Here is a 20,312-nt window from a genome sequence, read left to right as displayed (position 1 = left end):
GTGTCGACGGCTCGAACAGCAAGAATTTCCCACAGTTTCCAACAGCCTCGGGATCCGTCCAGGCGAAGCAAGATCTGTTTGAAACTTTTCAAAATCGGAGCCAGGCACCCCGGAGGGGCCGGGGCTAGCGTGAGGGGATGATCCGGTTCGAGCAGGTGACCAAGCGGTATCCGGACGGTACGACCGCCGTGGACGGCCTCTCCTTCGAGGTGGCCGAGGGCGAACTGGTCACGCTCGTCGGCCCCTCCGGGTGCGGCAAGACCACCACGATGATGATGGTCAACCGGCTCATCGAACCGACCTCGGGCCGGATCCTCGTCGACGACGAGGACATCGCGCGGGTCGACCCGGTCCGGCTGCGCCGCCGGATCGGCTATGTCATCCAGCAGGTGGGGCTGTTCCCGCACCGGACGATCCTCGACAACACGGCGACCGTCCCGACCCTGCTCGGCTGGAAGCGGGCGAAGGCCCGCGAGCGCGCCGCCGAGTTGCTCGACCTGGTGGGCCTGGATCCGGCGACGTACGGGCCGCGCTACCCGGACCAGCTCTCCGGCGGCCAGCGGCAGCGGGTCGGCGTGGCGCGGGCGCTGGCCGCCGATCCCCCGGTGCTGCTGATGGACGAGCCGTTCGGTGCGGTGGACCCGGTGGTGCGGGAGCAGTTGCAGGAGGAGTTCCTGCGGATGCAGGCCGCCGTGCGCAAGACGGTCCTGCTGGTCACGCACGACATCGAGGAGGCGGTACGGCTCGGGGACCGGATCGCGGTGTACGGGCAGGGGCGCATCGAGCAGTTCGACACGCCCGGGGCGGTGCTGGGCACCCCGGCCACGCCGTACGTCGCCGGGTTCGTCGGCGCCGACCGGGGGCTGAAGCGGCTGTCGGTGACCGACATCGAGCCGGACGACCTGGAGCAGCCGCCGGTCGCCCGCCCGCAGGAGTCCGCCGGGAGCGCCGCGGCACGGCTGCGGGCCGAGGGGGCGCGGTGGGCCGTGGTCCTGGACGGGGACGGCGATCTGCACGGCTGGGTCGGCCTCGACGAGCTGGCGACGGGCGGCACGGTGGGCGGGCTCGCCCACCGGATGACCGCCTGGGTGCCGGTGGGCGCCCCGCTGAAGCAGGCGTTCGGTGTGATGCTGCAGTACGACGCCGGGTGGGTGGCGGTGCTGGACGGCTCGCGTTTCCTCGGGGTGCTCACCCCGGCCAAGCTGCACGAGGCGCTGCGCCGCTCGGTGGACGCGGAAGCGCGCGGGGTGTCACGCGGTCAGGTGCCGTTCGACTCGGTGTCGGACGCCTGACCTGCGACGGCCGGTGTCCGTCAGCAGTACGTCATCGGGCAGCCGCGCCGCAGCGAGTGCTGGGCGGCCCGCAGGAACAGCGCGACATAGAAGGCGGCGTCCAGGTCCTCGCCCCAGGGACCGGGCCGGGCGGCGGCCACCTCCTTCGCCGGGCCGTCCAGGAACCACATCGTCAGATCGAGGTTGTCGCACGCCTCGGGTATCACGTCGACGGGCAGCGAGATCGCGGTCGCCAGGCGCTGCGCCAGGGCCAGCACCTCGGGGGCGCCGGCGACCACCGTCTCGTCGTCGTAGGAGGAGTGCAGCGGCAGCCGGATCTCCTCGTCGAGGGAGATCGGCACCAGCACCGACCAGCCCAGCAGCAGCTCCGTCTCGCGCGGTGCGAGATGCTCGCGGCACAGCGCGGCGAACCCGGCCATGGTGGGCACGAGCTTCTCCTCGAACGACAGCCCCGAGCCCCGGACGAAGGCGGCCGCCTCGGGCACCGACTCGTAGGGCGCGAGACCGCGCCGCCGCAGTTCCGCGTCGAACGCCGAGGCGACGGCTCCCTTGCCGCCCTCGTCCTCGTCGCCGTCGCACCACTCCTGCGCACCGACACTCACCAGATAGATCCCCATGCCAGGAACGTACCGCCCGCCACTGACAACGGGCCCCGGCCGTCACTTCAGCAGGCCCTTGTCCCGCAGATACGTCCGGGCCACGTCCTGGGCCAGTCGCCGCCAGCTGTCCACCTGCTGGTTCATCGAGGCCAGGTCGGCGGTGGTGAGGACGTCGTTGAGCCGGCCGAGCGCCTTCGTCACCCGCTCGCCGCCCGCCCGCGAGCGGTTGACGACCGGGACGACGTAGTCGGCGTTCTGCAGATGCCGGTCGTCGGCGAGCAGGACCAGGCCGAACTGGTCCAGGGTCGCGTCCGTGGTGGTGGTCAGCACCATCTGGTCCTGGCCGTGCTGGACGGCCAGCTTGGCCTGGGTGGTTCCGACGCCCTTGGGGTCGATGCCGGTGATGTCGATGCCGTAGACCTTCTTCAACCCGGGTTCGCAGTACGGCCGTTGCACGCATTCGTCGCCCGCCGCGAGCCGTACCTTCAATCCCGAGGCGCCGAGGTCGCTGAGCGTCCTGAGGTGGTGCTCGCGGGCGTAGGCGGCGGTCACCGCGAAGGCGTTCTGGTCCACGGCCCGGCCCGGGGCGAGGACGGTGAGACCGCGCGGTGTGGCGAGGCGGCGCAGGGCCGTCATCGTGGCGGCGAGGTCGGGCGAGCCCACGGGCGGCGCGTCGGGGCCGTTGGTCCTGGCGTTGAGCCAGTCGGCGAAGGTGGCCGCGTATTCGGGGACGACGTCGATCTGCCCGGACTGCAGGGCGGGTTCGTAGAGTTCGCGGTTGGCGACCGTGAGGAGCGAGGTCCGGTAGCCGGCCTGGTGCAGCAGCTGCGCGTACAGCTGGGCGAGCAGGTCGCTCTCGGTGAAGCCGGCGGAGCCGATGGTCAGGTGCCTGCTGTCGCCCGGGGGCGCGGTGACCTCGCCGCGGTTCTCCAGGGAGGGGCCGGTGGTGCAGGCGGTGAGGGTGAGGAGTACGGCGACGGCCGCCGCACGGAGTCTCATCGCGAGCCCCGCACCCACATCGGGGCGAGCCGTTCCACGAGGGCGAAGACGCCCTCGACGAGCAGGGCGAAGGCGGCGACCAGGATCGCCCCGGCGACCACCATGGGTGTGCTGGCCAGGTTGAATCCGGCGGTGATGATCCGGCCGAGTCCGCCGCCGCCGGCGAGCGCGGCGATGGTGGCCGTGGCGACGAGCTGCACGGCGGCGATCCGCACCCCGGTGAGGACCAGAGGGAGCGAAAGGGGCAGTTCCACGTGAAACAACATCTGTCGCCCGGTCATCCCCATGCCCCGCGCGGCCCGCACGATGTTCCGGTCGACCTCGCGCATCCCGACGTAGGCGTTGGTGAGCAGCGGCGGTACGGCGAACAGGACCAGGGCCACGACCGTGGGGCCCTCGCCCCATCGGCCGACGGGGGTGAGCAGCAGCAGGACCAGGACGGCGAAGGTGGGCACGGCCCGGCCCACGTTGGAGATGTTCACCGCCAGCGCGCCGCCCTTGCCGAGGTGGCCGAGGACCAGTGCGACCGGCAGCGCGATGAGGCAGCTGATCACGAGGCACACGACGGTGAGCACGAGGTGCTGGAGCAGCCGGTGCCCGATGCCGTCGTCGCCCGCCCAGTGCGCGGCGTCGGTGAGCCAGGCCCAGGCCTCGCCGAGCGTGTTCACGCGCGGGCCGCCCGGGTCCACGGCGTGATCAGCCACTGGACGCCGAGCAGCAGCAGGTCGGCGGCGACGGCGATCAGCACGCACAGCACGGAGGCGGTGAGCACCTGCGCCTTGAAGTAGGTGTTCATGCCGGCGTAGATGAGGTTGCCGAGCCCGCCGAAGCCGACGATCGCGCCGACGGTGACCAGGGAGACCGCGGAGACGGTGGCGATGCGCAGGCCGGCCATCGCGGCGGGCAGGGCGAGGGGCAGTTCGACGGTGAGCAGGAGTCGGATCGGGCCGTAGCCGAGGCCCCGGGCGGCCTGCCGGGTCTCCTCGGGGACGGCGCGCAGTCCCGCGAGGATGTTCCGGACGAGCAGGGTGAGCGAGTAGAGCACCAGACCGGCCACGACCAGGGTGGCGGAGAGGCCGTACACGGGCAGGAGCAGGGAGAACATCGCCAGGGACGGGATGGTGTAGAGGACGGTCGTGACGCCGAGGACCGGTCCGGCCGACCACCGCCAGCGGCGGGCCAGCACGGCCAGCGGGACGGCGAGGACGAGTCCGATGAGCACCGAGAGCGCGGTGAGCCGGAGGTGCTGTCCGACCGCGTCGAGGAGGATCTGGCGGCGGCTGGTCAGATAGGCGCCGCAGATCCACTCGTTGCGCGCGAGGCAGTCGTCCGGGGGCGCGGTCACGCGTCCATTGCAGCGGACGGGGGACCGGCTCGGCGCGTTGTGGTGACCCGTCCGGGCGGCTACTTCACGCCGGCCGCGTCCAGCAGCGTGGTCGCCGTCGCCGTGAGCAGGCCGTCGTCGAGGTGCTCGATCCGGGCGCCGGCCCGGGCACTGGCCCCGTCGAAGATCAGCACGAGCTGGCGGGCGAGGAGGGCGGGATCCCCCGCGCCGCCCTGTCCGGCCTGCTCCTCGAAGCAGCCCCTCAACAGTTCCTTGGCCGCTCGGGCCACCACGCTCGCGGGATGCTCGCCGTCCTTCAGCTCGACCAGGACGGCGAGGTACGGGCAGCCGCAGCAGCCGGGGGCCGCCGCGTTCTCCGCCGCCCGCCGGAACACGTACTGGATCCGTTCGCGCGGGGTGGCCGACTGGGCGTCCGGTGACCTGAGCCGGGCCTCGCACCAGGGCCTGCGGCGCTCCAGGCTGGCGGCCAGCACCTGGTCATGGCAGCGTCGAGCAGCCGGTCGCGCGGGACGCCTTGTCCGTGGTGGCGATGCCGCCGAGGTTTCCGCGCGGAGACCGGCGAGGAAACCGATCGGTATACAGGGTGGCAAGCAGGGTGAACAAGCGCTTAGATAGGAGCTCTGACCCTGTTGCACGGGCTTGTCCCACGACCCCCAGCCGGAGGCCCCCGTTGTTCACTTCCGTCGACGACGTCTCCGCGCGCCTCGCGGAGACCGGCTATCTCGCCTCCCCCGCCGTCGCCACCACCGTCTTCCTGGCCGACCGGCTGGGCAAGCCGCTGCTCGTCGAGGGCCCCGCCGGGGTCGGCAAGACCGAGCTGGCCAAGGCCGTGGCCGAGGTCGCCGGGGCCCGGCTGGTGCGCCTGCAGTGCTACGAGGGCGTGGACGAGTCCCGGGCCCTGTACGAGTGGAACCACGCCAAGCAGCTGCTGCGCATCAGCGCCGGCCGGGACGAGACCTGGGACGAGACCCGTACCGACATCTTCAGCGAGGAGTTCCTGCTCCCCCGCCCGCTGCTCACCGCGATCCGGGGCGACGACCCGAAGGTGCTGCTGATCGACGAGACCGACAAGGCCGACGTCGAGGTGGAGGGCCTGCTCCTGGAGGTGCTCAGCGACTTCCAGGTGACCGTCCCCGAGCTGGGCACGGTCACCGCGACCCGCCGCCCCTTCGTGGTGCTCACCTCCAACGCCAGCCGCGAGCTGTCCGAGGCGCTGCGCCGCCGCTGCCTCTTCCTGCACATCGGGTTCCCGGAGGAGGAGCTGGAGCGCCGGATCGTACGGCTGAAGGTGCCCGGCCTCACCGAGGCGCTGGCCGGTTCGGTGGTCCGGGTGGTCGGGGCGCTGCGCGCGATGGACCTGCGCAAGGCACCGTCGGTGGCCGAGACCATCGACTGGGCCCGCACCCTGCTGGCGCTGGGCGCCGACACCCTGGACGAGCAGGTCGTACGGGACTCCCTGGGCGTCATCCTCAAGCACCAGGAGGACATCCAGAAGGCGGCGGCCAAGCTGGACCTGGACGCGCTGTGAGTTCCGGGGCCGATGTCGCCGAGCGGATCACCTCCCTGGTCGGCGCGCTGCGCGGGCACGGGGTGCGGGTCGGCACCGGGGAGAGCGTGGACGCGGCCCGGGCGGTCGAGGCGCTGGGCCTCGCCGACCGGGAGCTGCTGCGCGAGGGGCTGGCCGCGACCCTGCTGCACGGCCCGGGCCAACGGGGCGTGTTCGACCAGGTCTTCGACCTCTACTTCCCGCGCGGGGTGGGCGGACCGGGCACCGGCTCCGCCGACCGGGAGGAGCTGCGGGACCGGATCGCGGCCGCGCTCGCCGACGACGACTCAGCGCTGCTGCGCCGGTTGGCGGCCGAGGCCGTGGACGGCCTGGGCGGATACGGGAGTTCGCCGGGTTCGGACGGCTGGTCGTCGTACCAGACCCTGGACCGGCTGCGGCCGCAGACGCTGCTGGCACGGGTGCGCACGGATGTGCGTATGCGAGGCGGATCCGGCGCGCAGTTCGCGGACCGGCTGCTCGACGACGAGATCCGGCGGCGGATCGAGACGTTCCGGGGCATGGTCGCGGCGGAGGCCCGGCGGCGGGTGGCGGAGCGGCGCGGACGGGACGAGATCGCCCGGCGGGCGGTGGCGCCGAGCGCGGACCGGGTGGACTTCCTGTCCGCCGGGCGGGACCAACTCACCGAGCTGCGCAGGGCGGTCCAGCCGCTGGCCCGGAAGCTGGCGACCCGGTTGGCCGCACGCCGCCGCCGGGCCGCGCGGGGCACCATCGACCTGCGGCGCACCCTGCGCGGCTCGCTGTCGACCGGCGGGGTGCCGATGCGGCCGGTGCTGCGCCGGCGCCGGCCCGTCCGCCCCGAACTGGTGCTGCTCTGCGATGTCTCGGGCTCGGTGGCGGGGTTCTCGGACTTCACGATGCTGCTGGTGCAGGCGCTGCACGACCAGTTCAGCAAGGTCCGGGTGTTCGCCTTCGTCAACCGCATCGACGAGGTGACCGGCCTGCTGGAGCACGGCCGGGCCGACCCGGAGGGACTCGGCACCCGGATCCGCGCCGAGGCGACCCTCACCGGCTGGCACGGCAGCAGCGACTACGGCATGGCGCTGGGCGAGTTCGCGGAGCGGTACGGCGCCGCGGTGGGCCCGCGCACCACGGTGTTCGTGCTCGGCGACGCCCGCACCAACAACCTCGACCCGAACCTCGCCGCCGTCCGCCGGATCGCCCAGCAGGCGCGCCGCGTCTACTGGTTGAACCCCGAGGGACACTCCCTGTGGGGCACCGGCGACTCCGCCGCGCCCGAGTACGCGGAGCTGGTGGAGATGCACGAGTGCCGCACGGTCCGCCAGCTCAGCGGACTGGTCGCGCGGCTGCTGCCGGTGTGACCCCCGGGCGGGGCGGCACTCCGGCGGGGTGACAGAGGAGGGTGCGGTCGCCCACGTACGGTGACGGCACCCGACGACCGCCCTCAGCCCTCCTTGGCCTTCGCGTAGTCCGTCGCCATGCCGCCGGCGAAGTCGTACAGGATCACCTGCTCGTCGCCCACGACCCAGGCGTCGTGGCCCGGCGGGCAGACGAAGACGTCTCCGGGGCCGATCTCGCCCTCGCCGCCGTCGTCCATGACCAGGTGCATCCGGCCCTGCACCACATAGCCGTTGTGGTGGACCATGCAGGTCTCGGTGCCCGCGATCGGCCCCACCGACTCCGTCCAGCGCCAGCCCGGCTCGAAGGTGGCGACCGCGAAGTCGAGGCCGGTCATGTGCACGGCCTCCAGGTGGCCACGGGGGAAATCACGCCGCTCGTCCGGCTTGTCGACCGTCTTTATCTCCAGCATGACGGTGTCCTCCCTTCGAACTCCCGTCCATCACTCCATCGTCTGCCTGTCAAGTCGGGAGCGCCATTCGGGCGGCTGTGCCGGGCGGGGCGGCGAGGGGGGCCGAAGCGGTCGTCGCGGTCTTCCCCGGGCTGTGTGCCATGTGACATATTACTGCCGTGAGCATGCGACTGACCTGCGATGTCGTGGTCATCGGGGCGGGCATGATGGGCGCCGCGTGTGCCCTGTACGCCGCTCGGGAGGGCCTGGACGTCGTCGTGGTGGACCGTGGTCCGGTGGCCGGCGGTACCACGGGGGCGGGCGAGGGGAACCTGCTGGTCTCCGACAAGGAGCCCGGGCCCGAGCTCGAACTCGCCCTGCTGTCCGGCCGGTTGTGGGCCGACCTGGCCGGGGAGCTGGGTGCCCGGATCGAGTACGAGCCGAAGGGCGGGATCGTCGTCGCCGCCGGCCCCGAGGGGCTCACCGCCCTGGAGGAGTTCGCGGCCGGGCAACGGGCCGCCGGGGTGACGGCGGAGAGCGTCGACACGCAGCAACTCCGCGAGCTGGAACCGCACCTGGCACCCGGCCTGGCCGGCGCGGTGCGCTACCCCCAGGACGCCCAGGTCATGCCGACGCTGGCCGCCGCACACCTGCTACGGGCCGCGGGCGCCCGTCTGTCGACAGGCCGCACGGTGACGGGCGTGCTGCGCGGCGCCGACGGTGCCGTACGCGGAGTCCGCACCGACCACGGCGAGATCCACGCCCCGGCCGTGGTGAACGCGGCCGGGACCTGGGGCGGCGAGCTGGCCGCCCTCGCCGGGGTGCACCTGCCCGTCCTGCCCCGGCGCGGCTTCGTCCTGGTCACCGAGCCGCTGCCGCGCCGGGTCCGGCACAAGGTGTACGCCGCCGACTACGTCGCCGACGTGGCCAGCGACTCGGCCGCGCTGCAGACCTCGCCGGTCGTCGAGGGCACCGCGGCCGGGCCGATCCTGATCGGCGCGAGCCGGGAACGCGTCGGCTTCGACCGGTCGTTCTCGCTGCCCGTCGTACGGGCGCTGGCGGCGAGCGCGACCCGGCTGTTCCCGTTCCTGTCGGACGTCCGGGCGATCCGCGGCTACCTGGGTTTCCGCCCGTACCTGCCGGACCATCTGCCCGCGATCGGTCCCGACCCCCGCGCCCCCGGTCTCCTGCACGCCTGCGGGCACGAGGGCGCGGGCATCGGACTCGCCACCGGCACCGGGCAGTTGATCGCCCAGGTGCTCACCGGCAGGACCCCGGAGCTGGATCTGACGCCGTTCCGTCCCGAGCGTTTCGCCGAGGAGGCCGCGTGAATCCGCTGGACCAGGCCCGGGCCCGCCCGGGCACCGCCTTCACCGTCACCTTCGACGGCCGGGAGATCGAGGCGTGGCCGGGCCAGACGGTCGCCGCCGCGCTGTGGGCGGCCGGTGTCACATCCTGGCGGACCACCCGGGGCGAGGGCCGTCCCCGCGGGGTCTTCTGCGGGATCGGCGTCTGCTTCGACTGCCTGGTCACCGTCAACGACCGCCCCAACCAACGGGCTTGTCTGGTGCCCCTGCGCCCGGGCGACGCGATCCGCACGCAGGAGGGCACGGGTCACGATGACTGAGCGGCCCCGCCCCCACCTCGCCGTCATCGGCGCGGGCCCGGCCGGTCTCGCGGCCACCCTGGCCGCCGCCCGGCACGGGGTGCGCGTCACCCTGATCGACGCCGCGCCCGAGGCGGGCGGTCAGTTCTACCGGCAGCCCGCCGCGGGGCTCGGCGCCCTCCGGCCGCAGGCACTGCACCACCACCGGCCCAGCTGGGTGCGCCTGCGCGACGGGCTCGACCGGCAGCTGGAGGCCGGGCACGTCACACATCTCCGGGACCGTCATGTGTGGTTCGTGGAGCGACGGCCGGAGGGCTTCACCGTGCACGCCCTGCTCGGTCCGGAGCAGGAGCGGCCGGAGGAGGTCCGCGCGAACGCGGTCCTGCTCGCCACCGGCGGCTACGAGAAGGTACTGCCCTTCCCCGGCTGGACGCTCCCCGGTGTCGTCACCGCGGGCGGCGCCCAGGCCATGCTCAAGGGCGGACTGGTGCTCCCCGGACGCACGGCCGTCGTCGCCGGCACCGGACCGCTGCTGCTGCCCGTCGCCACCGGCCTCGCGGCGGCCGGCGCCCGGGTGGCGGCGCTGGTCGAGTCCGCCGACCCCCGGGCCTTCGTACGACGGTCCCGGGCCCTGGCCGCGCGGCCCGCCAAGCTCGCCGAAGGCGCCCGGTACGCGGGCCAGTTGGTACGGCACCGGGTGCGCACCCTGGTCCACCACACGGTCGTCGAAGCGCACGGCGACCAGCGCCTCGAAGCAGTCACCGTCGCCGCGCTGGATGCCGAGGGCCGGGTACGGCCGGACACCCGGCGGCGCGTCGACTGCGACACCCTGGCCGTGGGGCACGGCATGCTGCCGCACACCGATCTCGCCCAGGGGCTGGGCTGCCGTGTCGACGGCGTCGCGGTGCACGTGGACGACGAGCAGCGCACCGACGTACCGGGGGTGTGGGCGGCGGGCGAGGCCACCGGTGTCGGCGGCGCGGACCTCGCCCTCGCCGAGGGGCACATCGCGGGACGGTCGGCCGCCGCCCGGCTGTCGGGCTCGGAACCGGACCCGCGCGACTGGGCGCAGGCCGCCGGAGCCCGTGCGGGACTGCGCCGGTTCTTCGCGGCGGTGGACGCGGCCTGTGCGCCGCCCGCCCACTGGGCCGAGCAGGTCACCGACGACACGGTGGTCTGCCGCTGCGAGGAGGTGACGGCCGGGGCGGTCCGCCGGGCCGTGACCGAACTGGGCGCGGGCGACGTCCGGACCGTCAAGCTCCTCACCCGGGCCGGGATGGGCTGGTGCCAGGGCCGGATGTGCGGGCCCGCCGTGGCGGGGCTCACCGGGTGCCCGGAGACGGCGGGGACGAGACCATTCGCGCGACCGGTACCGCTGGGTGTGCTGGCGCGGGCCGGTGATGACGACGAGCCGCAGTCGCAACGGCAGTGAGAGCAGCAGTGCGAGCAACAGTGATATGTCACATTCCACCGGAGGGAACCGCATGACCACCACAACCCACCCTCGCCCTTGGCGCGGCGTCCTGGTAGCCACCGCACTCCCCCTCGCCGACGACCACTCCGTCGACTACGACAAGTACGCCGAGCACTGCGTCTGGCTGGTCGAGAACGGCTGCGACGGCGTCGTACCGAACGGCTCGCTCGGCGAGTACCAGGTGCTCACCCCCGAGGAGCGCGCCCGGGTCGTGGAGACCGCCGTGGCCGCGATCGGCGGCGCGCGGGTGATGCCCGGTGTCGCCGCCTACGGCTCGGCCGAGGCCCGCCGCTGGGCCGAGCAGGCCCGGGACGCCGGCTGCGGGGCCGTGATGCTGCTGCCGCCCAACGCCTACCGCGCCGACGAGCGGTCGGTCCTTGCGCACTACGCGGAGGTCGCGAAGGCGGGGGTGCCGGTCGTGGCGTACAACAACCCCATCGACACCAAGGTCGACCTCGTCCCGGACCTGCTCGCCAAGCTGCACGGCGAGGGGTACATCCACGCCGTGAAGGAGTTCTCCGGCGATGTCCGCCGGGCCTACCAGCTGGCCGAACTTGCCCCGGAGCTGGACCTGTTGATCGGCGCCGACGACGTCCTGCTGGAGCTCGCGGTCGCGGGTGCCAAGGGCTGGGTGGCCGGCTACCCGAACGCGCTGCCGTCGGCGACCGTCGAGCTGTACCACGCGGCGGTGCGCGGCGACCTGGACACCGCCAAGCGGCTGTACGAGCTGCTGCACCCGCTGCTGCGCTGGGACTCCAAGGTGGAGTTCGTGCAGGCCATCAAGTTGTCGATGGACATCGTCGGGCGCCACGGCGGTACCTGCCGGCCGCCGCGCGTGCCGCTGCTGCCCGAGCAGGAGGCCGTGGTCCGCGCGGCCACCGAGAAGGCCGTCGCGGCCGGACTGGCGTAAGCGGCCCGGCCCCCCACTCACGAGGAGCGTCATGCGCAGCAAACTCGTCCTGCACGCCGTCGACTCGCACACCGAGGGCATGCCCACCCGGGTGATCACCGGCGGGGTCGGCACCGTCCCCGGCGCGACGATGAACGAGCGGCGGCTGTACTTCCGTGAACACCGCGACGACATCAAGCAGTTGCTGATGAACGAGCCGCGCGGGCACTCCGCGATGAGCGGGGCGATCCTGCAGCCGCCGACCCGGCCGGACTGCGACTGGGGGGTGGTCTACATCGAGGTGTCCGGCTATCTGCCGATGTGCGGGCACGGCACGATCGGGGTGGCGACCGTGCTGGTCGAGACCGGGATGGTGGAGGTCGTCGAGCCGGTCACCACCATTCGGCTCGACACCCCGGCCGGTCTTGTCGTCGCCGAGGTCGCCGTGGCGGACGGGGCGGCGCGGCACGTCACCCTGAAGAACGTGCCGTCGTTCGTGGTGGGGCTGGACCGCAAGATCACCCTCGCCGATGGGCGGAGTGTGACATATGACATGGCATATGGCGGTAACTTCTACGCCATCCTCCCCCTGGAAGAGTTCGGTCTCCCCTTCGACCGCACCCGCAAGGACGACATCCTCGCCGCCGGGCTGTCCCTCATGGAGGCGATCAACGCGGAGGGGGAGCCGGTGCATCCGGAGGATCCGTCCATCCGCGGCTGCCACCACGTCCACCTGGTCGCGCCGGGCTCCACGGCCCGCCGCTCTCGGCACGCGATGGCCATCCACCCCGGCTGGTTCGACCGCTCCCCCTGCGGCACCGGCACCAGCGCGCGGATGGCCCAGCTGCACGCGCGCGGCGAACTCCCCCTGGACACCGAGTTCGTGAACGAGTCCTTCATCGGCACCCACTTCACCGGCCGGCTGCTCGGCACCACCGAGGTCGCGGGCGTCCCCGCGGTCCTGCCAAGCTTCACGGGCCGCGCCTGGATCACCGGTACCGCCCAGTATCTACTGGACCCCACCGACCCGTTCCCGGCCGGCTTCGTCCTCTGACCGCCCCCGTACCTCTCCCAGGAGTTCCACCATGGCCGACCGGCCCAGCAGTTCGCCCGCCCCCGCCATCCCCGCGCTGGGCGGCCGCAAGCCCAACTTCCGGGAGCGGGTCGTGGATGTGCTGCGCGCCGCGCTGATCGCCGGCGAACTCCGCCCCGGCGAGGTGTACTCGGCGCCGGGGCTCGCCCCCCGGCTGGGCGTCTCCGCGACCCCGGTGCGCGAGGCCATGCTCGAACTGGTGAAGGAGGGCATGGTCGAGATCGTCCCGAACAAGGGGTTCCGGGTCACCGTCGTCTCCGAGAAGGAGCTCGACGAGTACACCCACGTCCGGTCCCTGATCGAGATCCCGACGACCGTGGGCCTCGCGGCCACCGCCGACCCGGACGACCTGGAGGCGCTGCGCCCGGTGGCCCTGGAGATCGTCACCTCGGCCGTGAAGGGGGACTTGATCGCGTATGTCGAGGCCGATCTCACCTTCCATCTGGGGCTGCTGGCGCTGGCGGGCAACGACCGTCTCGTCGAGGTGGTACGGGACCTGCGGCGCCGCTCGCGGCTGTACGGGCTGACGGCGCTGGTGGCGGCCGGCCGGCTGAAGGCCTCCGCCGAGGAGCACCTGGAACTCCTCGACGCCCTGCTCGCCCGCGACGAACAGGGCGTCCACGAGATCATGACCCGCCACCTGGGCCACGTCCGCGGCCTGTGGGCGGCCGGGCAGCCCACGAACGACTGACCCCGCCCGGTCCACCGCACACTGAGAACTACGCCGTGGGATGGGCGAGTTCGATGTCGTGGTCGTGGATGTCGGCGCCGGAGACCAGCACTCCGGCGGCCTGCGGCGGGTAGCCGGTGGCGATGACCGTGTACGGGCCGGTGTCCAGGTCGGAGAAGGCGTACGCGCCGTCCTCGCCGGTGGTGGTCGTGGCGACGACGTTGCCGACGCCGTCCACCAGCGTGACCCGGGCGTCGCCCAGCGGGCCCCCGGCGCCGCGCACCGTGCCGCGCACATGGGCGCCGGGCCGCAGTTCGACCTCGATCCGGGTGGTCCCGGTCCCGGTCATCTCGACGGGCAGCGCCAGCGGCCGGTGCTTGGGCGAGCTGACCGCGAGGGTCACGGTGCCCGGCACCAGGTCGCCGACAGCGAACTCGCCGAGCCCGTCGGTCTGTCGGGTGGCCAGCACCTCCCCGCGCACATCGGTCACGAGCACCACGGCCCCGGCGACCGGTGCCCCGCTGTCGGCGGCCCGCACCAGTCCGGCGAGGCCGCCGCTGCCGGTGAGCAGCAGGTCGTAGGCGACCGGAGCGGTGCTCACGACGAGGGTGGTGGCCTGCGGCCGGCAGCCGTCGGCGGCGGCGACCAGGACGTACGTCCCCTCGCCGGGCGCCTCCACGGCGTAGTCACCCTCGCTGTCCGCGACCGCGCGGCCGAGCTGGCGTCCACCGAGGGAGATCAGCGTGACCGCGGCCCGGCCGACGCCGGTCCCGTCGGCGCCCCGCACCCGGCCGTGCACCGGGATACCGTCGCCGGTACCGGGGACGGCGCCGGCGTGCACCGAACCCTCGGCGGCCACCGGGGCTTCCTCGGCCCCCGCCGGCACGGCCTCCACAGGCGCCGCTCCCGCCACCACCGGCCTCCTTCGCGGAATGAACGCGGCCACCAGCAGCGCGAGGATCGCCGCGCCGGAGCCGATCGCCATGACCACCTTGAAGCCGTTCTCGGAGGGCACGGTCGCCGTGCCGAAGGTGGTGGTCATCTGGGCCAGGATCACCCCGGCGACGGCACTCGCGGTCGACGTTCCGATGGACCGCATCAGGGTGTTGAGGCTGTTCGCGGCGGCCGTCTCGTGCGGGTCGACGGCGCCCATGATGAGCGCGGGCATCGCGCCGTAGGCGAAGCCGATGCCGGCGCCGATGACGCAGGAGGCGAGGACGAGCTGCCAGACGGCGTCCATCAGCACGATGTTGATCCCGTAGCCCGTGGCCACGATCACCGCGCCGCACATCAGAGTGATCTTGGGGCCGAAGTTCCGGGAGACGAGGGCCGACAGGGGGGCCGTCGCCATCATCACCAGTCCGGTCGGGGCCATCACCAGGCCCGCGTCGAGCAGTGACTTGCCCAGGCCATAGCCGGTCGCCTGAGGCAACTGCAGGAGCTGCGGAAGCACCAGGGACATCGCGAACATCGAGAACCCGAAGGCGACCGAGGCGAGGTTGGTCACCAGGACCTGGCGGCGGGCCGTGGTGCGCAGGTCGACCAGCGGTTCCCTGGTGCGCAGTTCGTAGAAGCCCCAGCCGAGCAGGATCACCACGGCGGCCCCGAACAGGCCGAGCGTGGTGCCGCTCCCCCAGCCCCAGTCGGCGCCCTTGGAGATGCCGAGCAGCAGGCAGACCAGGCCCGCCGCCATGCCGAGCGCGCCGGGTAGGTCGAAACGGCCGCCGGTGCGCACCTTCGACTCGGGCACGAGCAGCAACACGAAGAGTGCGGCGACGACGCCGAGCGCGGCCGAGGTCCAGAACAGGACGTGCCAGTCGAAGTGGTCGGCGATCAGCGCGGCGGCGGGCAGCCCGAGCGCGCCGCCGACGCCGAGGGAGGCGCTCATCAACGCGGTGGCGGAGCCGAGCCGTTCGGCGGGGAGTTCGTCGCGCATGATGCTGATGCCGAGCGGGATCACACCCGAGGCCAGGCCCTGCAGCGCACGGCCGACGATCATCGGCACGAGGCTGTCGCTCAGCGCGGCGGTGACCGAGCCGACGACCAGCATGACCAGGCTGGTCAGCAGCATCAGGCGCTTGCCGTACATGTCGCCGAGCCGTCCCATGACGGGGGTGGCGACGGCGGCCGCGAGCAGGGTGGCGGTGACGGCCCAGGCCGCGTTGGAGGCGGAGGCGTCGAGCAGCTTCGGCAGCTCGGGCACGATCGGGATCACCAGGGTCTGCATCAGCGAGACCACGATCCCGCCGAAGGCCAGCACCGCCACGACGACGTTCACCCGTGGTGCGGCGGACTCCCCTGGCGCTGTCGGCCGAGGCTGTGCATGGGACATGGGCGAGCCTCCATAAGGCCACTCGGGTCTGCACGACCCTCCCGAATGTAAGTCAATTGATTGACTTACTCAAGCAGAACCAGGTCTCGGGCAGGGCGGTCAGCTCGACTCGCGCACCACCAGCCGACACGGCACGGTGTGCACCCCGGGCTCCGGCTCGGCGTCGATGGCCTGGAGCAGCCGTAGCGCGGCGATCCGCCCGATCTCGGCCAGGTTCATGTCGACGGTGGTGAGCGGCGGGCGGCAGGCGAGGGCCATCGTGTCCCAGTTGTCGTAGCCGACCACGGCGATGTCCCCCGGCACGTCCTTGCCGCGCTCGCGCAGCGCGTCCGCGACCCCGCGGGCGATCTGGTCGTTGCCGCAGAAGACGGCGTCCGTGCCGGGCGCCGTCCGCAGCAGCGCGTCGGCGGCGCGCCGCCCCCAGGCCTCGCTCCACTCGCCGTGATGCACCCGCCCGGTGGCGAGCGGGAGACCGGCACCGGCCAGGTGCTCGACGGCGTGCCGGGCGCGGTCGCGGGCGGCCTGGTGGTGCTCGGGCCCGGTGACGTGGGCGATCCGGGTCCGGCCGGTGGCCAGCAGGTGCTCCAGGGCGAGGTGGGCGCCGCCCCGGTCGTCGGTGACCACGGAGGTGTCGGCGGGGTCGGTCGACGGGGAGAGCGCGTAGACGACCGGGATCGCGGGGTCGATGCCGGTCAGGGGCGGGCGGGGGTCGGTACGGCGGCCGGTGACAATGATGCCGTCCACCCGCCGGTCGGTGAGGGTGCGCAGATGGTGCTGTTCGCGGATGGCGTCGCCGCGGGTGTCGCAGAGCAGGACGGAGATCTTCCCGGCGCCGAGCGCGTCCTCGGCGCCGAGCAGGACCGGGGTGCTGAAGCGGCCGATGCCGTCCGTGGTCACCAGGCCGACCGTCCAGCTGCGGCCGCTGTGCAGACTCTGCGCGTGCTGGTTGGGCCGGAACCCGAGCGCCGTCACCGCGTCCAGCACCCGTTGCCGGGTCTCCGGGCGCATCCGGCCGGCGCCGTTGAGCGCCTTGGACGCGGTGCCCACGCTGACGCCGGCGAGCGCGGCGACATCGGTGAGCCTGGCCCGCCCGGCGGGCGGGGAGTCTGGGGCAGAGGTCACGGGCAAACCTTTTCCTGGACGGCTTCTCGGCCGGGCCGCCGGACTCCCGGCGGCACAGTCGCCCCACATCGTCGCAGCCGCCCACGGGAAGTGCCAGCCCTTGCGGGCAAGTTGAAAAAACCGCGCCGGGCGTCTTGACCCGTCTCCCCGACTGCCCTGTACTTCTCGGCGAGAAAACGGTTGCGCAAGATGGTTCCTCATCTCCTCGCGTCCCAAGTCCCAGACAGCGTTCGGCATTTCGAAAGACCCCGAGCCCCAGGCTCGAGCCACCACGTCGAGGCCCCAGCCCACCCTCCCCCCTCCCCGGAGAGCCATGCCCCGCAGTCGCTCCGCCCTGCCCTCCCCCGCCGGTCCGGTCCGTCTCACCCCCGCCGCACACACCGCGCTGCGCCCGGCGGCCGTCGCCATCGACGGCGGTTTCTGGCACGAACGCCGCGCGACCAACGCCCGCGTCTCCCTCCCCCAGGGCCCGGACCTGCTGGAGTCCGCCGGAAACCTGCACAACCTGCGGCTGGCGGCCGGCAGCGCCGAGGGCGAGTTCCAGGGGGCGTACCCGTTCGTCGACACGGACGTCTACAAGTGGCTGGAGGCGGCCTCCTGGCACCTCGCCCAGGGGGAGGACGAGGCGCTGGCCGCCGACGTGGCGCGGATCGTCGCCCTGGTGGCCGCGGCCCAGCAGCCCGACGGCTATCTCAACACCTGGTTCCAGCTGGTCAAGGGCGGTGAGCGCTACCAGGACCTGCGCTGGGGCCACGAGCTGTACTGCGCGGGCCATCTGATCCAGGCCGCTGTGGCCCACCACCGCTCCACCGGCCGCCCCGAACTCCTCGACGTGGCCCTGAAGTTCGCCGACCACATCGACTCGGTGTTCGGTCTCCCCGGCAGCGGCCGCCCCATCGACGGCATCGACGGTCACCCGGAGGTCGAGACCGCCCTGGTGGAGCTGTACCGGGAGACCGGCGAGCGCCGCTACCTGGACCTGGCCGGCTACTTCGTCGACCGGCACGGCCACGGCCTGCTCGGCGGCGAGGCCTACTGCCAGGACCGCGTCCCGCTGCGCGCGGCGACGAACGTCGAGGGCCATGCCGTACGGCAGTTGTACCTGCTCGCCGCCGCCGCGGACCTGGCGGCCGAGTCCGGCGACGCCGAACTCCTCGCCGCCGGCACACGGGTGTGGCAGGCCATGACCACCACCAAGACCCATCTCACCGGCGGTCTCGGCGCGCACCACGACAAGGAGGACTTCGGCGACCCGTACGAACTCCCCAACGAGCGGGCCTACTGCGAGACCTGTGCCGCGATCGCCTCGGTGCAGTGGAGCTGGCGGCTGGCCCTGCTCACCGGCGAGGCCCGCTACTCCGACCTGGTCGAACGCACCCTCTTCAACGGGTTCCTGGCCGGGGTCTCGCTGGACGGCGAGCGGTGGCTCTACGTCAACCCGCTCCAGGTCCGCGACGGCCACACCGACACCGGCGGCGACCAGTCGGCCCGCCGCACCCGCTGGTTCCGCTGCGCCTGCTGCCCGCCGAACGTGATGCGGCTGCTGGCGAGCCTGCAGCACTACCTGGCGTCGAGCGACGAACAGGGCCTGCAGATCCACCAGTTCGTCACGGGCGTGTACGAGACCGACCGGGTCCGGGTGCGCGCCGAGACGGACTACCCCTGGCACGGCACGATCGCGCTCACCGTCGAGGAGACCCCGGCCGACGGGCCCTGGACGCTGTCGCTGCGCATCCCGCAGTGGTGCCGGGAGTTCCGGGTGCGGTGCGGCACGGAGTCGTACGACCGGTCCGACGCCCCCGTCGACGAGGGCTGGCTGCGGCTGACCCGAACCTGGGAGCCGGGCGACCGGGTGCTCCTGGAACTGGGCCTGGAACCCCGGCTCACCGCCGCCGACCCACGGGTGGACGCCGTACGCGGCTGTGTGGCGATCGAGCGCGGGCCGCTCGTCCACTGCCTGGAGCAGGTGGACCATCCGGGCGGCGGGCTGGACGACGTCGTCCTCGACCCGTCCCGGCCGCTCGCCGTGAAGCACCGTCCGGACCTGCTCGGCGGCGTCACCACCGTGGTGGCCGCCGGCCGGCGGCGCCGCATCCCCGACCGGGGCTGGTGGCCGTACGCCCCGGCCTCCGGCGCCGATGCCGAACCCGAGGGCGAGCCGGTCGAGTTGACCGCGATCCCGTACCACGTCTGGGCCAACCGCGAGGACGGCAGCATGCGCGTCTGGCTCCCCACCACCTGACACACCCCGTCCTACGACAACGAGGTCACCCGTGATACCCACCCGCCGTACCCTCCTGGTCGTCGCCCTGGCGACCCTTCTCCCCCTCACCGCCTGTGGTGGCGGTTCCGGCTCCTCGGGATCGTCGTCCTCGGCCGGCGGGACGTACACCTTCTGGGACCCGTACCCTCAGTTCGACGCCTCCTCCGACTGGGGCAAGCGGGTCGCCGCGTGCGGCACCGCGGCCGGGGTGAAGCTCAAGCGGGCCGCGTACGACACCACCGACCTCGGCAACAAGGCGCTGCTGGCCGCCCAGCAGGGCAACGCGCCGGACGTGATGCTGGTCGACAACCCGGTCGTCTCCACGCTGGTGGAGGCCGGGATCCTCAACAAGACCAGTGACCTGGGCCTGGACACCGCGTCGATCCAGAAGAACATCATCGGGGCCGGCACGATCGACGGCGCCGCCTACGGTGTCCCGATCGGCGCCAACACCCTCGCGCTCTACTACAACAAGAAGGTTCTCTCCGCCGCCGGTGTCGACCCGGCCTCGATCACCGACTGGGCCTCCCTCACGGCGGCGTTGAAGAAGGTCAAGGCGGCCGGGAAGAAGGGGATCACCTTCTCGGCGATCAACACCGAGGAGGGCAGCTTCCAGTTCCTGCCCTGGTTCTGGGGCGCGGGCGGTGACCTCACCCAGCTCGACTCCGCCAAGGGGGTCGCCGCGCTGACGCTGTGGAAGCAGTGGGTGGACGCGGGGTACGCGCCCAAGGACGTCCTCCAGAACACCCAGACCACCAGCTGGCAGGAGTTCGCCACCGGAGACTACGCGTTCAGCGAGAACGGCACCTGGCAGCTGGGCAACGCCGACAAGGCCGGTTTCCCGTACGGGGTCGTCAACATCCCCGGCCAGAACGGCGGTTCGGCGCCGGTGCCGACGGGCGGCGAGTTCGTGACCGTGCCCGTGCAGAAGGACACCTCGCGCTACGAGGTCAGCAAGAAGATCGTCGGCTGTCTGACCAGCGACGCCAACCTGCTGCCCACCGACACCACGCTCATGTACGTGGCACCCACCGCCGCCGTACAGGCCGAACAGGTCACGAAGAACCCGGAGTTGAAGCCCTGGGTGGCGGCGGTCGCGGCGGCCCGGGGCCGGACCAGCGGCGGGCTCGGCACCAAGTACCCGACCATCTCGCAGCCGATGTGGACGGCCGTCCAGGCAGCGCTGTCGGGGAGCAAGAGTCCGCAGGACGCGCTGAATGCCGCACAGGCTGCGGCGAGCAGGGGCTGACCGGTGGCTGGTCATCTGCGGGTCAGTGGGGGCTTGTCGCGCCCCGCGGCGGAGCCGCATGTCGA

Annotated in this window: 19 protein-coding genes; 11 read left to right on the top strand and 8 right to left on the bottom strand. The window is 72.8% G+C overall.

The features are described from left to right. The first annotated feature begins 137 nt into the window (after positions 1 to 137). Entirely contained in the window at positions 138 to 1,292 is a 1,155-nt protein-coding gene (locus tag ACFZDK_RS22325) for a betaine/proline/choline family ABC transporter ATP-binding protein (RefSeq protein ID WP_390974839.1), read from the top strand. 20 nt (positions 1,293 to 1,312) lie between these two features. On the opposite strand, the gene ACFZDK_RS22320 is transcribed toward ACFZDK_RS22325, so the two are convergent. From ACFZDK_RS22320 to ACFZDK_RS22300, 5 genes are read right to left on the bottom strand one after another with little or no spacing between them, the layout of a single operon-like run. Continuing rightward, positions 1,313 to 1,909, bottom strand: a complete 597-nt coding sequence (locus ACFZDK_RS22320) for a hypothetical protein (RefSeq protein ID WP_390974837.1) — start codon at positions 1,907 to 1,909, stop codon at positions 1,313 to 1,315. 42 nt (positions 1,910 to 1,951) lie between these two features. Further along, positions 1,952 to 2,890 carry a glycine betaine ABC transporter substrate-binding protein gene (locus ACFZDK_RS22315; RefSeq protein WP_390974835.1) on the bottom strand — a complete coding sequence of 313 codons (939 nt, stop codon included), beginning with the start codon at positions 2,888 to 2,890 and terminating at the stop codon, positions 1,952 to 1,954. Beyond that, complete coding sequence (locus tag ACFZDK_RS22310) at positions 2,887 to 3,558, bottom strand: ABC transporter permease subunit (protein WP_390974833.1); 672 nt, start codon at positions 3,556 to 3,558, stop codon at positions 2,887 to 2,889. Before ACFZDK_RS22310 ends, ACFZDK_RS22315 begins: the two co-directional genes overlap by 4 nt. Beyond that, on the bottom strand, positions 3,555 to 4,235 hold the full coding sequence (locus tag ACFZDK_RS22305; RefSeq protein WP_390974831.1) for an ABC transporter permease subunit: 681 nt from the start codon (positions 4,233 to 4,235) through the stop codon (positions 3,555 to 3,557). Before ACFZDK_RS22305 ends, ACFZDK_RS22310 begins: the two co-directional genes overlap by 4 nt. 59 nt (positions 4,236 to 4,294) lie before the next feature. Next, positions 4,295 to 4,708, bottom strand: coding sequence for a TetR/AcrR family transcriptional regulator (locus tag ACFZDK_RS22300; RefSeq protein WP_390974829.1), 414 nt, complete (start codon positions 4,706 to 4,708; stop codon positions 4,295 to 4,297). A gap of 197 nt (positions 4,709 to 4,905) precedes the next feature. Between ACFZDK_RS22300 and ACFZDK_RS22295 the strand changes: the two genes are divergently transcribed. Then, positions 4,906 to 5,763, top strand: a complete 858-nt coding sequence (locus ACFZDK_RS22295) for an AAA family ATPase (protein WP_390974827.1) — start codon at positions 4,906 to 4,908, stop codon at positions 5,761 to 5,763. Next, positions 5,760 to 7,121, top strand: coding sequence for a VWA domain-containing protein (locus ACFZDK_RS22290; RefSeq protein ID WP_390974825.1), 1,362 nt, complete (start codon positions 5,760 to 5,762; stop codon positions 7,119 to 7,121). Before ACFZDK_RS22295 ends, ACFZDK_RS22290 begins: the two co-directional genes overlap by 4 nt. Positions 7,122 to 7,204: 83 nt before the next feature. On the opposite strand, the gene ACFZDK_RS22285 is transcribed toward ACFZDK_RS22290, so the two are convergent. After that, a complete protein-coding gene (locus ACFZDK_RS22285; RefSeq protein WP_390974823.1) occupies positions 7,205 to 7,570 on the bottom strand; it encodes a cupin domain-containing protein in 366 nt (121 codons plus the stop codon). Positions 7,571 to 7,728: 158 nt separating this feature from the next. Between ACFZDK_RS22285 and ACFZDK_RS22280 the strand changes: the two genes are divergently transcribed. From ACFZDK_RS22280 to ACFZDK_RS22255, 6 genes are read left to right on the top strand one after another with little or no spacing between them, the layout of a single operon-like run. Beyond that, the gene (locus ACFZDK_RS22280; RefSeq protein ID WP_390974822.1) at positions 7,729 to 8,880 is read left to right on the top strand and encodes an FAD-dependent oxidoreductase; all 1,152 of its coding nucleotides are present in this window, start codon (positions 7,729 to 7,731) and stop codon (positions 8,878 to 8,880) included. Then, positions 8,877 to 9,176 carry a 2Fe-2S iron-sulfur cluster-binding protein gene (locus tag ACFZDK_RS22275; protein WP_390974821.1) on the top strand — a complete coding sequence of 100 codons (300 nt, stop codon included), beginning with the start codon at positions 8,877 to 8,879 and terminating at the stop codon, positions 9,174 to 9,176. The genes ACFZDK_RS22280 and ACFZDK_RS22275 overlap by 4 nt, the downstream gene beginning before the upstream one ends. Further along, positions 9,169 to 10,587, top strand: coding sequence for an FAD-dependent oxidoreductase (locus ACFZDK_RS22270; RefSeq protein ID WP_390974819.1), 1,419 nt, complete (start codon positions 9,169 to 9,171; stop codon positions 10,585 to 10,587). Before ACFZDK_RS22275 ends, ACFZDK_RS22270 begins: the two co-directional genes overlap by 8 nt. A gap of 52 nt (positions 10,588 to 10,639) precedes the next feature. Further along, the gene (locus ACFZDK_RS22265) at positions 10,640 to 11,539 is read left to right on the top strand and encodes a dihydrodipicolinate synthase family protein (protein ID WP_390974818.1); all 900 of its coding nucleotides are present in this window, start codon (positions 10,640 to 10,642) and stop codon (positions 11,537 to 11,539) included. A 31-nt stretch (positions 11,540 to 11,570) separates the two neighbouring features. After that, a complete protein-coding gene (locus tag ACFZDK_RS22260; RefSeq protein ID WP_390974816.1) occupies positions 11,571 to 12,572 on the top strand; it encodes a proline racemase family protein in 1,002 nt (333 codons plus the stop codon). Positions 12,573 to 12,603: 31 nt separating this feature from the next. Continuing rightward, positions 12,604 to 13,302, top strand: a complete 699-nt coding sequence (locus tag ACFZDK_RS22255; protein WP_390974814.1) for an FCD domain-containing protein — start codon at positions 12,604 to 12,606, stop codon at positions 13,300 to 13,302. 28 nt (positions 13,303 to 13,330) lie between these two features. Here ACFZDK_RS22255 and ACFZDK_RS22250 read toward each other — a convergent pair whose 3' ends face one another. Together ACFZDK_RS22250 and ACFZDK_RS22245 are read right to left on the bottom strand one after the other, a co-directional pair. Then, positions 13,331 to 15,613, bottom strand: coding sequence for an MFS transporter (locus ACFZDK_RS22250; RefSeq protein ID WP_390974812.1), 2,283 nt, complete (start codon positions 15,611 to 15,613; stop codon positions 13,331 to 13,333). A 99-nt stretch (positions 15,614 to 15,712) separates the two neighbouring features. Next, entirely contained in the window at positions 15,713 to 16,735 is a 1,023-nt protein-coding gene (locus ACFZDK_RS22245; protein ID WP_390974811.1) for a substrate-binding domain-containing protein, read from the bottom strand. Between the two features lie 313 nt (positions 16,736 to 17,048). On the opposite strand from ACFZDK_RS22245, the gene ACFZDK_RS22240 reads away from it, so the two are divergent. Continuing rightward, positions 17,049 to 18,977: a beta-L-arabinofuranosidase domain-containing protein gene (locus ACFZDK_RS22240; protein ID WP_390974809.1), complete on the top strand. Its 1,929-nt coding sequence runs from the start codon at positions 17,049 to 17,051 to the stop codon at positions 18,975 to 18,977. A 31-nt stretch (positions 18,978 to 19,008) separates the two neighbouring features. Further along, positions 19,009 to 20,247 (top strand): extracellular solute-binding protein, encoded by a 1,239-nt coding sequence (locus ACFZDK_RS22235; protein WP_390974807.1) that lies wholly within the window; start codon positions 19,009 to 19,011, stop codon positions 20,245 to 20,247. The last annotated feature ends 65 nt before the right edge of the window (positions 20,248 to 20,312 follow it).

Source organism: Streptomyces sp. NPDC007901 (genome assembly GCF_042959465.1).
In the GTDB taxonomy this organism is placed as follows: domain Bacteria; phylum Actinomycetota; class Actinomycetes; order Streptomycetales; family Streptomycetaceae; genus Streptomyces.
The sequence above is the reverse complement of the archived record's forward strand: the minus strand, read 5'-3'. Positions and strand labels throughout refer to the sequence as shown.

Excerpts from the sequence above, each read along its gene's own strand:
- ACFZDK_RS22260 (WP_390974816.1), top strand. The coding sequence starts at position 11,571 with ATGCGCAGCAAACTCGTCCTGCACGCCGTCGACTCGCACACCGAGGGC.
- ACFZDK_RS22285 (WP_390974823.1), bottom strand. The coding sequence starts at position 7,570 with ATGCTGGAGATAAAGACGGTCGACAAGCCGGACGAGCGGCGTGATTTC.
- ACFZDK_RS22255 (WP_390974814.1), top strand. The coding sequence starts at position 12,604 with ATGGCCGACCGGCCCAGCAGTTCGCCCGCCCCCGCCATCCCCGCGCTG.
- ACFZDK_RS22240 (WP_390974809.1), top strand. The coding sequence starts at position 17,049 with ATGCCCCGCAGTCGCTCCGCCCTGCCCTCCCCCGCCGGTCCGGTCCGT.
- ACFZDK_RS22250 (WP_390974812.1), bottom strand. The coding sequence starts at position 15,613 with ATGTCCCATGCACAGCCTCGGCCGACAGCGCCAGGGGAGTCCGCCGCA.
- ACFZDK_RS22325 (WP_390974839.1), top strand. The coding sequence starts at position 138 with ATGATCCGGTTCGAGCAGGTGACCAAGCGGTATCCGGACGGTACGACC.
- ACFZDK_RS22270 (WP_390974819.1), top strand. The coding sequence starts at position 9,169 with ATGACTGAGCGGCCCCGCCCCCACCTCGCCGTCATCGGCGCGGGCCCG.
- ACFZDK_RS22265 (WP_390974818.1), top strand. The coding sequence starts at position 10,640 with ATGACCACCACAACCCACCCTCGCCCTTGGCGCGGCGTCCTGGTAGCC.
- ACFZDK_RS22320 (WP_390974837.1), bottom strand. The coding sequence starts at position 1,909 with ATGGGGATCTATCTGGTGAGTGTCGGTGCGCAGGAGTGGTGCGACGGC.
- ACFZDK_RS22315 (WP_390974835.1), bottom strand. The coding sequence starts at position 2,890 with ATGAGACTCCGTGCGGCGGCCGTCGCCGTACTCCTCACCCTCACCGCC.